Below are 14,658 nucleotides of genomic sequence, written 5' to 3' on the forward strand. Positions count from 1 at the left end.
GTGTGACCGCTGCTGCTCCCACCACAACTGAACCGAAGACCGGCTGGATCCGCAGACTGGGCGCCGCCTGCTGGCGGCATCCCTGGCTCGTCGTCCTCTCGCTCGCCGCGGCCGTCGTCAGCGTCGGCTTCCAGGCCGTCGGCCCGCTGCTGGTGAAGGTCGCGGTCGACGACGCCGTCGGCGGCCGGACCTCGCAGCTGGGGCTGCTGGCCGCCGGGCTGGTCGGGGTGCAGGTGCTGATGTTCGCCACCGCGTTCGTCCGCCGTTACGTGGGCGGCCGGCTGGCCTTGGACGTGCAGCACGACCTGCGGCGGGCGGTGTTCGGCGCGGTGTCGCGTTTGGACGGCGGCAAGCAGGACACGCTGCGCACCGGCCAGGTCGTGTCCCGGGCGATCACCGACCTGCAGCTGGTCGTCTCGCTGCTGATGGTGACACCCGTTTCGGCCGGTTCGGTCATCTTCGCCCTGTTCTCGCTCGGGGCGATGCTGTGGATGTCACCGGCGTTGACGCTGATCGCGCTGGTCGTGGTGCCCGCGGTCGCGATCGTCGCGGGCGCCTCCCGCAAGCGGTTGTTCCCGGCCACCTGGTCGGCGCAGCAGCGGGCCGCGGACGTGGCGCAGCACGTCGAGGAGACCGTGACGGGCGTGCGCGTGGTCAAGGGCTTCGGCCAGGAGGCGCGGGAGGTCTCCCGGCTGGAGAACACGGCGAAGAAGCTGTTCGCGGAGCGGCTGCGGGCGGCCCGGCTGTCGGCCGTGCCGACGGCGACGACCTCCGCGCTGCCCGCGGCCGGACAGGTCGCCGTTCTCGCCTTCGGTGGCATCCTCGCGCTTCGCGGCGAAGTGAGCCTCGGCACCTTCCTCGCCTTCGCCAGCTACGTGTCCGGCCTGATCGGCCCGGCCCGGATGCTCTCGGCGATGGTGGTGCAGGCGCAGCTGACGCGCGCGGGCGCGGACCGGGTGTACGAGCTGATCGACGCCCAGCCCGAGGTCCGCGACAAGCCGGACGCCCGCCCGCTGCCCGAGGGGCCGCTCGGCATCCGGCTCGACGACGTGAAGTTCGGCTACACGCGGTCCGAACCAGTGCTCGACAGGATGTCGGTGGAGGCCGAGCCGGGCGAGACGCTCGCACTGGTCGGCACCGCGGGCTCGGGGAAGTCGACGATTTCGTTGCTGCTGCCCCGGTTCTACGACGTGCACGCGGGCTCGGTCCGGCTCGGCGGCTGCGACGTGCGGGACGTGCGCCTCGCCGACCTGCGCAAGGCGATCGGCGTGGTGTTCGAGGAAGCGTTCCTGTTCTCCAGCTCGGTGCGCGACAACATCGCCTACGGCAGGCCGGACGCGAGCGACGAGGAGGTCCACGCGGCCGCCAAGGCCGCGGAGGCGCACGAGTTCATCATGCAGCTGCCCCTGGGCTACGACACGCTCGTCGGCGAACGGGGGCTGATGCTCTCGGGTGGTCAGCGGCAACGGCTCGGGCTGGCCAGGGCGCTGCTCACCGACCCGCGCGTGCTGATCCTCGACGACGCGACCTCGGCCGTGGACACGGTCACCGAGGCCGCGATCCATGACACCCTGCGCGCGGTCACCGCCACCCGTACGACGCTGCTCATCGCACACCGCAAGTCGACGCTGGCGCTCGCCGACCGGATCGCCGTGCTGGACGCGGGCCGGGTCGTCGACGTGGGCACGGCCAAGGAGCTCGAGGAACGCTGCGAGCTGTACCGGGAACTGGTCTCCGGTCCCGGTGAGGGCGTCGAGGAGAAGCACCGGCGCGAATGCGTGGTGCGCCCGGAAAGCGGCGTCACACCGGAGCTGTGGCCGGCGCCGGTCGACCAGGACGACGCCGGACAGCTCGCGGACGCCGCGCAGCAGCGCAGCGCCACCCCGGCCGCCGCCGGCGGCGGGATGGGCGGGATGCGCGGCGCGTTCGACGTGCCGCCGACCCCGGAGCTCATCGAGGGCGTGCGCAGGCTGCCGCCCGCCACGGACGTCCCGGCGCTGGTGCCGGAGAACGTCACCGGACCGGACCCCCGGTTCCGCCTCGGGCGGCTGCTCCGGCCGGTGCGCACCCTGCTGACGGCGGTGATCGTGCTGGTCGGGCTGGACGCGGGGGCGTCGATCGCGCTGCCCGCGCTCTACCAGCTCGGCGTGGACCACGGTGTCCGGCCCGGCGTCGAGTCGGTCGTCTGGATCACCGCCGCGATCGGCGCGGTGATCATCGCGCTGGACTGGGTGGTGATCCGCGCGCAGACCCGGATCACCGCGCGCGCCGGGGAGACGGTGCTCTACTCGCTGCGCGTGCGCAGCTACGCGCATCTGCAGCGGCTCGGCCTCGACTACTACGAGCGCGAGCTGTCCGGCAAGATCATGACGCGGATGACCACGGACGTCGACGCGCTCTCGACGTTCCTGCAGACCGGCGTCGCGCAGGCCGTGATCAGCGCGCTCACCCTCCTCGGCATCTCGGCCGCGCTGCTGATCACCGACGTCTCCCTTGCCCTGTACGCGCTTTCCGTGCTGCCGATCCTGATCGTCGCCACGGTGGTCTTCCGCAGGCTCGCCACCGCCGCCTACAACGAGGCGCGGGAACGGGTGAGCGTCGTCAACGCCGACATGCAGGAGAACGTCAGCGGCCTGCGGGTCGCGCAGGCCTACAGCCGCGAGGAGCGCTCGGCCGAGGACTTCGCATCCCGCAGCGACGCCTACCGCCGCTCCCGGCTACGCGCCCAACGCTATGTCGCGACCTACTTCCCTTTCGTCACCCTGCTTTCCGGGGTCGCCGAGGCGATCGTGCTGGTGGCGGGGTCGAGCCGGGTCGCGGGCGGCACGCTGCCGGTCGGCGTGCTGCTCGGGTTCCTGCTGTACCTGAACCTGTTCTTCTCCCCGATCCAGCAGCTGTCCTCGGTGTTCGACGGCTACCAGCAAGCGAAGGTCGGCCTGCGCCGGATCAGCGACCTGCTGCGCACGCCGACGTCGGTACCGCGGGCGGCGAACCCGCTCCCGGTGCCGGACCGGTTGTCCGGCGAGGTCACCTTCGACGCCGTCGACTTCTCCTACCCCGGCACGGATGCGCTGGCGCTGGCGGACATCTCGCTCAAGGTCGTGCCGGGCGAGACGGTCGCGCTGGTGGGCGCGACGGGCGCGGGCAAGTCGACGGCGGTGAAGCTGGTCGCCCGGTTCTACGACGCGACCGGCGGCAAGGTCGGCATCGACGGCGTGGACGTGAAGGACTACGACCTGCCCGGGCTGCGGCACCGGATGGGCGTGGTGCCGCAGGAGGCGCACCTGTTCTCGGGCACGGTCGCGGAGAACGTGCGCTACGGACGGCCGGACGCGAGCGACGCCGACGTGGAGGCCGCCGTCCGCGCCGTCGGCGCGCTCGACGGGGTGGCGGCGTTGCCCGCGGGGTTCCGGCAGCCGGTCGGCGAGCGCGGCAGGTCGCTCTCGGCCGGGCAGCGGCAGCTGATCGCGCTGGCGCGTGCCGAGCTGGTCGACCCGGACGTGCTGCTGCTCGACGAGGCGACGGCGGCGCTGGACCCGTCGACCGAGGCCGCGGTGCTGCAGGCGACCGAGAACCTGGCGCGCCGACGGACGACCTTCGTGGTCGCCCACCGGCTCGCGACGGCCGCCCGCGCGGACCGGATCGTCGTGCTCGCCCACGGTCGCGTCGTCGAGCAGGGCACGCACGCCCAGCTCCTCGCCGCGAACGGGCAGTACGCCGAGCTGTGGCGGACGGGCAACCACGAGTGAGCCTCACCGGTCGACAACGGCGAGGCCCCACGCCGCCCGGAACTGCTCGACGAGCAGCCACGCCTGCATCATGTTGTCGCCGAAGGCCTGCCGGGCCCTGGCGAGGGTTTCGAACGAGCCCGGCCCGGCGGCCGCGGAGGCCTTGACGATCTGGTCCTTCGTCAGCTCGTCGTCGAAGACCTCGCGCAGGGTCAGCGCGAAGTAGAGGAAGGTCGCCAGCTCCAGCCGCACGGCACCGGCCTGCACGGCGGCTTCGGTGGGTGTCGCGGCCAGCCTCCCCACCGTGCTGAACAGCTCGCCGGTGCCCTGCGCGGCCAGCCACGGCCCGTCGGCCAGCCGGATCAGCTCGACGGCGGCGGGGACGTGGCCCAGCGGCCGCAGCTCCCGCTGCGCCAGCCGCGCCGCCTGCTCGATCGCGGTGCCGGTCAACGCCGAGCACACCTGCGCGAGCGTCGGCGCCGGTGCCGCGTGCGCGAGGTCCATCATCGCCCTGGCGACGCGGATCAGGTCGCGCGGCAGGCCGCCGGAGAAGCTGTGACAGAAGCACACGAAGGGCTCGGCGAGCCCGATCAGCCTGCTGCTGAGCAGTTTCCGGCTCTCCGGCAGGGTCAGCTGGTCCACCCGGATGATCTCGTCGAAGGCACTGTCGAACGCGTCGCGCACCGCGAACCCGCGTCGCTCGAACGAGACCAGCGCGTCCTCCGACACCGAGAGCACGAAGTGGCAGCCGGGCACCCCGAACAACGCCTTGAGCTCGTTGACGAACCGGTGCGCGTGCTCGGGCGAGGCGATCTTGTCCAGCTCGTCGATCGCCACCACCAGCGGGGTCGTCGCGGCACTCGCGTGCACGGCGGCGAGCACTTCGGCGACCACCGCGAGGAACTCCCGCAGCTCGGTGATGATCTCGGGGTAGGTCAGCGGCTGCCGGGCCTTGGCCGTCGAGCGGGTCGCGGAGGCGTCGGCGGAGACGACCGGCAGCGTCAGCTTCCCCGACCAGCCGGTGGTGCGGGTCTGCAGGTAGCGGATGTTCTCCAGCCGGTTCGCCGCGCTCCCGACGAGCCAGAGCCAGAGCTTCTCGTCCCTGCTGCGGCGGCCGAAGATCCGCTGCTTGACCGAGCGCGAGGTGCTCTTGTACCCGATGACGGCCTGGCAGGCGGCGGCGTAGACGTGCAATGCGAAGTCGCGGCCCTCGTAACCGATCGGGGCGTCGACCCGGATCAGCAGGTGCTCGCGCCCGGCCGGCAGCAGCCGCCCTTCGCGATGCGCCTCGAGCAGGGTCGTCTTGCCGACCCCGCGGGGCCCGGCGACCCCGATCGCCCCGGCCCGCAGCCCGCCGAGCACCCGGCGGAAGCGGTCGGTGGCCACCGTCTCGACGGCCAGGTCGGTGCTGGCCATCGTGGCAAGGCCGGAGTCGTCGCGGACGGTCAGGACCACGTCGTAGGACGGCGCCGCGAGGCGGCTGATGAGCCTGCCGACCGCGGGTTCGACGGCCAACCGCGCCGCCTTGCGCCATTGGGCGAGTGCTGCCGCCGCGTCGGCCCGCAGCCGCGCCTGTACCGCCCGGACGGTGCGGGTGGTGGACTTGCTCGCGGCAGTGGCGTCGTCGGCGCACACGAACGCCGCGATGCACAGGCCGACGAAGGCGAGCACGGCGGCGGCGACCGCGCCCGGCAGGCTCACGAACCGGGCGAAGGACGGCCACACCACGACCACCACCCCGACCGCGACGACGAACGCCAGCCAGCGCGCCGCCCTGCGCGCTTTGGCGGTGCCCCACGGCCCGGGCCGGGCCGGAATCGTGCTGTTGTCGAGCACGAGCATGCCGCCGATGAGGAGTCCGAAATAGACCAGCAGCGCGCCGAACACGATGGCCGGGGTCAGCACGATCTTGACGAGCAGGGAACCGCCGCCGCCGTAGGTGTGCGCGAGCAGGGCGGCGGCGCCGAGCACGGTGGCCGGGGCGACCAGCAGCAGGACGAACTCGAACAGTGCCCTGGAGTCGCTCACCCAGGTCCGCTCGGTGCCCGGGGTGCTCGCGTCCACCGCGCCGAGCGCGCGCCCGGCGTCCCGGTAGGCGGAGATCTCGGCGTTGGTCGGGCTGAGCAGGACGTCGGGTTCGGCGAGCAGGCGGGCCCGGAGGTCGGCGGGGTCGAGCTTGAGCTCCTCGCAGGAGCGGAGGATCTTCGGCTGGGCCAGCACCTCGTCGACGATGGCCGGCAACTCGGCCGACACGAGCCGGCGCATGACACCGTCGTCCGCCGGCGCACTCTCGGCCACAGCTGTCGTCTGGTCCGTCACGCCCCTTATGACGGCTTTCCCGCGCCCCCGGTTGCTGCTCTGGTCAGGTGAAGATCTTGCCCGGGTTGAGGATGTTCAGCGGGTCGAGCGCCGTCTTGACCGCGCGGTGCAGGTCGAGCACGGCCGGGCTCACCTCGCGGCGGAGCCCGCCGCGCTTGAGCAGGCCCACGCCGTGCTCGCCGGTCACCGTGCCGCCCAGCTCGATCGCGTCCGCGATGATGTCCTCGAACGCCGCCTGCGCGCGGCGCTTCGCGTCCTCGTCGCCGATCGGGGTGATCAGCAGCGGGTGCAGGTTGCCGTCCCCGGCGTGTGCGATGTTGGCGATCAGGGTGTCGTGCGCGGCCGCGGCCTTCTCGATGCGCGCCAGCATCTCCGGCACCAGCGCCCTCGGCACGCAGACGTCCTCGGTCAGCACCGGCCCCAGCCGCTCCAGCGCGGGATAGGCCAGCCGCCGCGCGTCGAACAGCGCCTCGGCCTCCTGCTCGTCGGACGACACCGCCGCCCACGTGGCGCCCGCCTCCTCGAAGCACCGCAGGACCGTCCGGGCCTCGTCCTCCCCGGCCTGCCCGGGGGTGTCGACCCGGCCGAGCAGCACGACGTCGGCCTCGGTGGACAGGCCCATGTTCTTCCACGCGTCCACGGCCTGCAGGCAGTGCTTGTCGACCAGTTCCAGCGCGGACGGGACGACCCCGGACGCGGACACCGCGCTGACCGCCTCACCGGCGGCCACGACGGAGTCGAAGTACCCGGCGATCGTGCGCTCGGCGAGCCGCTTCGGCCGCAGCCGGACGGTGATCTCGGTGATCACGCCCAGCGTGCCCTCGGAGCCGACCATCAGGCCGCACAGGTCGTACCCCGCGACGCCCTTGGCGGTGCGCCGCCCGAGCCGGACCACGTCACCGCGCCCGGTCACGACCTCCAGCGCCAGCACGTAGTCACGCGTGACGCCGTACTTGACGCAGCACAGGCCACCCGCGTTGGTGGCGACGTTGCCGCCGATGGTCGACCAGGGCGCGCTCGCCGGGTCCGGCGGGTACCACAGGCCCTCCGCCGCGCAGGCCGCGCGCAGGTCGTCGTTCACCACGCCCGGCTGCACGACGGCGAGCCGCTCGGCGTGGTCGATCTCGAGGACCTGGTTCATCGCCTCCAACGCCAGCACGATGCAGCCTTCGACGGCGTTGGCGCCGCCGGAGAGGCCGGTGCCCGCGCCGCGCGGCACGACGGGTACGCCATGCTCGGCTGCCAGCCGGACGACCGCCTGCACCTCGGCGGTGCCGCGCGGCCGGACCACCGCGGCGGCCTGCGCGTACTCGGCCCATTCCGCGTGGTCCTGCAGATAGCCCTCGACCACGTCCGGGTCGTCGAGCACCCGTTCCGCGGGGACCACCCCACGCAGTTCGGACACCAGATCCATGGGACACCTCCGACCCTTGAGGCTACGCGGGGCAGTCCGTTCGCCGGCCCCGGCGACCGGCAGGTGAGACGCCGCTCATGGCGGGCGTCGGTACTCCGCGCGCGGCCCGGCAGCCGCCTTCGCGTCCGCACCCCATCACTGGTCTGGTCCTGACCGGCATAGGTCTGGACCGCGTGGGGCCCCGTGGCGGGAGGTTTTCCACCGCGGCGGCCACGATGTGACGGCTCGTGTCGTCGTCCTCGCCGTTTCCGAGACAATTTCCTGCATTCGCCGGGGGCACTTCGACTGCGCCTTCCGCATCGCGGTGATGAGCACAACCGACGCGGTCGAACCACGTCGGCCCAGGTCAGCCGTGGTGCGGCGCCCCTTCCCCTCCTCCGCTGACGACCGAGTGGACTGTCCGGTCCCCCTCGGTTCGGCCACGCCCGCCGCACCGCCCTGTAGCAACTCCATCGGGTCCTGCATCGATCAAGTGAGGAATCCCAAACCGACTTGCAACGGAGATGCACCACTTCGATCACATCCGAAAAGGCCGTGGGGTTAGCCTGGTAGGCGCATCAAGCGGACAACCAAGATCGAGATGGATAGAGGCGAGTCCCTGCCGTGTCCAGCAGCAGCCCTGCGTCACAGTTCGGCCCCAACGAATGGCTCGTCGAGGAGATGTACGACCAGTTCCTCGCCGACCCTTCCTCAGTAGATGCCGCCTGGCATGACTTCTTCTCCGACTTCAAGCCGACGCAGACGCCGGAGACCAAGCCGGACACCGCGGGCAGCAGCGCCCCCGCCGCGCAGACCCCGCCGCCGAAGCCGTCGACGAACGGCAAGGCCACCACGGCGAAGACCGCCGCACAGTCCGCTCCCGCCGCCAAGCCGCAGCCCGCCACCGCGAAGCCGCAGGCGGCCGCCGCGAAGCCGGCCACGGACGAGGAGACCAAGCAGCTGCGTGGCGCCGCCGCCGCGATCGCGAAGAACATGGACGCCTCGCTGAGCGTCCCGACCGCGACCAGCGTGCGTGCCGTGCCCGCCAAGCTGATGGCCGACAACCGCATCGTCATCAACAACCACCTCAAGCGCACCCGCGGCGGGAAGATCTCCTTCACCCACCTCATCGGGTACGCGATGGTCCGCGCGCTGCACGACTACCCGAACATGAACCGGCACTACCAGCTGGCGGACGGGAAGCCGTTCGCGGTCACGCCGGAGCACGTCAACCTCGGCCTCGCCATCGACATGAAGGGCAAGGACGGCAGCCGCACCCTCGTGGTCGCCTCCATCAAGAACACGGAGAACATGTCGTTCCTCCAGTTCTGGCAGGCCTACGAGGACATCGTCAAGAAGGCGCGCAACAACAAGCTCACCGCGGACGACTTCGCGGGCACCACCATCTCGCTGACCAACCCGGGCGGCATCGGCACGAACCACTCGGTGCCGCGGCTGCAGGCGGGTCAGGGCGCGATCATCGGCGTCGGTGCCATGCAGTACCCGGCGCACTTCGAGGGCACCAGCGAGAAGACGCTGATCGACCTGGGCATCAGCAAGATCATGACGCTGACCTCGACCTACGACCACCGCATCATCCAGGGCGCGGAGTCCGGCGAGTTCCTCAAGCGCATCCATGAGCTGCTGCTCGGCGAGGACGGCTTCTACGACGACATCTTCACGTCGCTGCGGCTGCCCTACGAGCCGATCCGCTGGGTCGCGGACATCCCGGCAGGGGCGGTGGACAAGACCGCCCGGGTGCTCGAGCTGATCGACGCCTACCGGATGCGCGGCCACCTGATGGCCGACACCGACCCGCTGAACTACCGCCAGCGCCGCCACGAGGACCTCGACGTCCTCTCGCACGGCCTGACGCTGTGGGACCTCGACCGCGAGTTCGCCGTCGGCGGGTTCGCCGGCCAGGAGCGGATGAAGCTGCGCGACATCCTCGGCGTCCTGCGCGACTCCTACTGCCGCACGGTCGGCATCGAGTACACCCACATCCTGGACCCGGAGGAGCGCCGCTGGATCCAGGAGCGGGTCGAGGTGCCGCACGCGAAGCCGGACCCCGCCGTGCAGAAGTACGTGCTGTCCAAGCTGAACGCGGCGGAGGCCTTCGAGACCTTCCTGCAGACCAAGTACGTCGGCCAGAAGCGGTTCTCGCTCGAAGGCGGCGAGACGGTGATCCCGCTGCTGGACACCGTGCTGGACAAGGCCGCCGAGCACGAGCTCGACGAGGTCGTCATCGGCATGCCGCACCGCGGCAGGCTCAACGTGCTGGCCAACATCGTCGGCAAGCCGATCTCGCAGATCTTCCGCGAGTTCGAGGGCAACCTCGACCCGGGCCAGGCGCACGGCTCCGGCGACGTGAAGTACCACCTGGGCGCGGAGGGCAAGTACTTCCGCATGTTCGGCGACGGCGAGACCAAGGTCTCGCTGGCGTCCAACCCGTCGCACCTGGAGACCGTCGACCCGGTGCTCGAAGGCATCGTCCGCGCCAAGCAGGACATCCTCGACAAGGGCGACCAGGACGGCCAGGGCTTCACCGTGCTGCCGGTGCTGATGCACGGCGACGCGGCGTTCGCCGGCCAGGGTGTGGTCGCCGAGACGCTGAACCTGGCGCTGCTGCGCGGGTACCGCACCGGCGGCAGCGTGCACCTCATCATCAACAACCAGGTCGGCTTCACCACCGCGCCGGAGCACGCGCGCTCCTCGCAGTACGCCACGGACGTCGCGAAGATGATCGGCGCGCCGATCTTCCACGTGAACGGTGACGACCCGGAGGCCGCGCACTGGGTGGCCAAGCTGGCGGTGGACTACCGGCAGGCGTTCAACAAGGACGTCGTGATCGACATGATCTGCTACCGCCGCCGCGGCCACAACGAGGGCGACGACCCTTCGATGACCCAGCCGGCGATGTACGACATCATCGACACGAAGCGGTCGGTCCGCAAGACCTACACCGAGGCCCTGATCGGCCGCGGCGACATCTCCGTGGACGAGGCCGAGGCCGCGCTGCGCGACTTCTCCAGCCAGCTCGAGCACGTGTTCAACGAGGTGCGCGAGCTGGAGAAGCACCCGGCGAAGGCCAGCCCCTCGGTGGAGGAGGAGCAGCAGGTGCCGGCCAAGGTGCCGACCGCGGTGGCCCGCGAGGTCATCGAACGCATCGGCGACGCGTTCCTGAACGTGCCGGAAGGCTTCAGCCCGCACCCGCGCGTCAAGCCGGTGCTGGAGCGCCGCGCGAAGATGTCGCGCGAGGGCGGGATCGACTGGGCGTTCGGCGAGCTGCTCGCGTTCGGTTCGCTGGCGATGGAAGGCCGGCTGGTCCGGCTGTCGGGCCAGGACTCGCGGCGCGGCACCTTCACCCAGCGGCACTCGGTGCTGATCGACCGCAAGTCCGGTCAGGAGTACGCGCCGCTGCAGAGCCTGACCGACGACCAGGCCCGCGTGATGATCTACGACTCGGCGCTGTCCGAGTACGCGGCCGTCGGCTTCGAGTACGGCTACTCGGTGGCCAACTCCGAGGCGCTGGTGCTGTGGGAAGCGCAGTTCGGTGACTTCGTCAACGGCGCGCAGACCGTCATCGACGAGTACATCTCGTCCGGTGAAGCGAAGTGGGGCCAGCTCTCGGACGTCGTGCTGCTGCTGCCGCACGGGCACGAGGGTCAGGGCCCGGACCACACGTCGGGCCGCATCGAGCGGTTCCTGCAGCTGTGCGCCGAGGGCTCGATGACCGTCGCGGTGCCCTCGACCCCGGCGAACTACTTCCACCTGTTGCGCCGGCACGCCCTCGACGGCATCCGGCGGCCGATGATCGTCTTCACGCCGAAGTCGATGCTGCGCAACAAGGCGGCGACCTCCGCGGTCGAGGACTTCGTGGGCCAGTCGAAGTTCATGTCGGTCATCGACGACAAGGAAGTGGACCCCGCCAAGGTACGGAAGGTGCTGCTCACCTCGGGCAAGCTGTACTGGGAGCTGGTCGCCGAGCGCACCAAGCGCGAGGCGAACGACGTTGCCATCGTCCGGATCGAGCAGTACTACCCGCTGCCGACGAAGAAGCTGCGTGCGGCGCTGGAGCGCTACACGGCTGCTTCGAAGGTCAGCTGGGTCCAGGAGGAGCCGGAGAACCAGGGCGGGTGGCCGTTCTTCGGCCTGCACCTGCCGCGCAAGCTGCCGGAGCTGCTGTCGGGCCTGGACGTCGTGTCCCGCCGCCCGATGGCCGCCCCCTCGGCGGGCTCGTCGAAGGTGCACGAGGTCGAGCAGAAGGCCCTGATCGCGAAGGCCTTCGAGTAAGCCGAAGCTGTAAGCAAGGTGCCCTTCCGCCGCAAGGCGGAAGGGCGCTTTTCTTTGGGCAACCACCCACCCGACAACTCCCAGCCACCCCCCAACGGCGAACCCGGCAACGGCAGCCGAGAGGAGCCGAGCCCGGCCGTCCCCTTGACCCCGATACCCAGCCTCTTCAGCGGTCGGCCCGCCGGCCGTTGAACGATCAAAAATCGGGGTGGGTTGGCTCAACTTACTGGCCCGCATGCCGGGCGAAGCGCGGGACCAAAGATCAAGAGGCCCTCGCCTGACGGGTCGGCTCCACCCAACTCCGCGGCACCGCAAGGCGATGCCCCCGCCCGCCGCGCGGACGAGGGCATCTGCCACCCGACCCTACGGGCCGGTGTAGAGCAGGACGTTCGGCGAGCCGCTGCCCGCGCTGGTCACCTTGCCCGTCGTGGCCGCCGTCACCAGGGCGTTGCGCACCGTCGCCGGGGAGGCGGTGGTGTGCGTCGCCAGGTAGAGCGCCGCCGCGCCGGTCACGTGTGGCGTCGCCATCGAGGTGCCGCTGATGGTGTTCGTCGCCGTGGTGCTGCCGATCCAGTCGGACTTGATGCTGCTGCCCGGCGCGAAGACGTCCAGGCAGCTGCCGTAGTTGGAGTAGCTCGCCCTGGCATCCGTCGACGTCGTCGCGCCGACCGTGATCGCCTCGGCCGTGCGGGCCGGGGACGTGCTGCAGGCGTCCGCACTGTCGTTGCCCGCCGCCACCGCGAACGTGACCCCCGCGGAGATCGCGTTCCGGACCGCGTTGTCGATCGAGCTGGACGCGCCGCCGCCGAGGCTCATGTTCGCCACGGCCGGTTTGACCGCGTTCTGCGCGACCCAGTTGATACCGGCGATGACACCGGTCAGCGAACCCGAACCCGAGCAGTCGAGCACCCGGACCGCGGTCAGCTGCACGCCCTTCGCCAGGCCGTAAGCACTACCGCCGACCGTGCCGGCCACATGCGTACCGTGGCCGTTGCAGTCGGTGGCGTTGCTGTCGTTGTCCACGTAGTCGTAACCCGACTTCGCCCGCCCGCCGAAGTCGCTGTGGGTGAGGTTGATCCCGGTGTCGATGATGTACGCGTGCACGTTCGACGCGGTCGTCGCGTACGTGTACTTGCTGTTCAGCGGCAGCGAGCGCTGGTCGACCCGGTCCAGGCCCCACGACGGCGGGTTCAGCTGGTCCGTCGCGACGTGCACGACGCGGTCCTGCTCGACGTACGCGACGGCGGGGTCCGCCGCGACGCGCCTGGCCTGGCCCTCGCTCATGGTGGCCGAGTAGCCCTTCAGCGCCGCCGAGAACTTCTGGTGCACGACACCGCCGAGCTTGCCGGCCAGCGCGTCGACGGGGGACGCGGTGTCCTTGAGCACGACCAGGTAGCTGTCCTTGATCGCATCGGCACCGCCGGTGCCGACGACGGAACTTTCCTTGGCCATCGCGGGGGCGCTGGTGGCGACCGCCGCGATCGTCGCCACGGCGGCGGCAAGACCGAGGGCGGCGAGGGATCTGCGCTTCTTTCCGGTGGGGGTGCGCACGGCAGGCATTCCTCCTTGGCAGGGCCGGTCCGGCAACGAGTCACCGGACCGCAAGGGGTGGAACGCATTCACTTCGCGAATGCATCGCTGAGCGTAAAACGGACATTCCCGGTGCCGGAAGAGTCGGCACTCGAACAGCTCCAGCCGAAAGTAGGAGCGACTTCCACCAGGTCGACGAGCAGTCACACCAGCCACAATGGACCGGCGTAGCGCGAACGGCCGAACGGCCGCGGCCGAAAGTAGCGTCAGCCCTGGTGCTCGAGGACGTCGAGGATCTGCCGCGCGGTGACCACCCCGGCCACCCGGCCGTCGTCGTCGACCACGACACCGAGGCCTGCCGGCGAGGACAGGGCGGCGTCGAGCGCACCCCGGACCGCCGTCCCCTGCTGGTACAGCGACCCGCCTGCCACGAGGTCCGCCTCCGCCAGCGCGCCGTCCACAGTGGAGTCCGGCGCGAGCCAGCCGCGGGGTTTGCGCTCGGCGTTCACCGCCAGCCGCCAGTCGCCGACCGGGCCGGCCAACGACTCGCCCAGCTCGATCGTGGCCACGTCCTTGACCTCCACCCCCGCGGAATCCACAAAGGACAGACCACGGTAACCGCGGTCACGGCCCACGAACGAGGCCACGAAGTCGTCCACCGGATGACGCAGCACGTCGGCCGGAGTGCCGTACTGCGCGAGCTTTCCGCCCACCCGCATCACGGCCACCTTGTCGCCGAGGCGCACGGCCTCGTCGATGTCGTGCGTGACGAACACGATCGTCTTGCCCAGCCGCGACTGCAGCCGCAGCAGCTCGTCCTGCAGCCCTTCCCGAACGATCGGGTCGACGGCCGAGAACGGCTCGTCCATGAGCAGCACGGGCGAGTCGCCCGCGAGGGCGCGCGCGACCCCCACACGCTGCTGCTGGCCACCGGAAAGCTGTGCGGGATACCGCTTGCCGAGCTCCGCGGGCAGGCCGACGGTCTCCAGCAGCTCGGCCGCGCGCTCGCGTGCCTTGCGCTTCCCCCAGCCCGAGAGCAGCGGCACCGTCGCGACGTTGTCCAGCACCGTGCGATGCGGGAACAGGCCCGCGTTCTGGATGACGTACCCGATTCCGCGCCGCAGCACCGGCGGGTCCGACTCGCGCACGTCCTTGCCGTCGAGCAGCACGGCACCCGACGTGGGCTCGACCATCCGGTTGATCATGCGCAGCGAGGTGGTCTTGCCGCAGCCCGAAGGGCCGACGAGCACGGTGATCGTGCCGTCCTCGACGGTCAGGTCGAGGTCGTCGACCGCGACCGTGCCACCCGGATATTGCTTGGTGACACCCCGGAACTCGATCCCCACGTGCGCCTCCTTCGACGAACGGCCGGCCTCCCGAGCGGGAGACCGGCCG

The 14,658-nt window shown here is 71.0% G+C and carries 5 protein-coding genes and 1 pseudogene; 2 read left to right on the forward strand and 4 right to left on the reverse strand.

The genetic code is table 11. The features are described from left to right. Positions 1-2 precede the first annotated feature (2 nt). Entirely contained in the window at positions 3-3,749 is a 3,747-nt protein-coding gene (locus LWP59_RS33070; RefSeq protein WP_229857667.1) for an ABC transporter ATP-binding protein, read from the forward strand. Positions 3,750-3,752: 3 nt separating this feature from the next. Here LWP59_RS33070 and LWP59_RS33075 read toward each other — a convergent pair whose 3' ends face one another. Continuing rightward, positions 3,753-6,026, reverse strand: a complete 2,274-nt coding sequence (locus tag LWP59_RS33075; protein ID WP_186383446.1) for a hypothetical protein — start codon at positions 6,024-6,026, stop codon at positions 3,753-3,755. Between the two features lie 64 nt (positions 6,027-6,090). Next, positions 6,091-7,461 (reverse strand): FAD-binding oxidoreductase, encoded by a 1,371-nt coding sequence (locus LWP59_RS33080; protein ID WP_144643065.1) that lies wholly within the window; start codon positions 7,459-7,461, stop codon positions 6,091-6,093. A 603-nt stretch (positions 7,462-8,064) separates the two neighbouring features. Here LWP59_RS33080 and LWP59_RS33085 point away from each other — a divergent pair. Beyond that, complete coding sequence (locus LWP59_RS33085; RefSeq protein WP_144643064.1) at positions 8,065-11,733, forward strand: multifunctional oxoglutarate decarboxylase/oxoglutarate dehydrogenase thiamine pyrophosphate-binding subunit/dihydrolipoyllysine-residue succinyltransferase subunit; 3,669 nt, start codon at positions 8,065-8,067, stop codon at positions 11,731-11,733. A 369-nt stretch (positions 11,734-12,102) separates the two neighbouring features. On the opposite strand, the pseudogene LWP59_RS33090 reads toward LWP59_RS33085, so the two are convergent. Beyond that, positions 12,103-13,293, reverse strand: a pseudogene (locus tag LWP59_RS33090) (S8 family serine peptidase); the annotation flags it as partial. Between the two features lie 236 nt (positions 13,294-13,529). After that, a complete protein-coding gene (locus tag LWP59_RS33095) occupies positions 13,530-14,609 on the reverse strand; it encodes an ABC transporter ATP-binding protein (protein WP_144643062.1) in 1,080 nt (359 codons plus the stop codon). Between the last annotated feature and the right edge of the window lie 49 nt (positions 14,610-14,658).

This window comes from Amycolatopsis acidiphila (assembly GCF_021391495.1).
GTDB classification, from domain to species: Bacteria; Actinomycetota; Actinomycetes; order Mycobacteriales; family Pseudonocardiaceae; genus Amycolatopsis_E; species Amycolatopsis_E acidiphila.

Bases quoted from the DNA above. Each gene is read 5' to 3' on its own strand.
- LWP59_RS33080 (WP_144643065.1), bottom strand. From the start codon at position 7,461: ATGGATCTGGTGTCCGAACTGCGTGGGGTGGTCCCCGCGGAACGGGTG.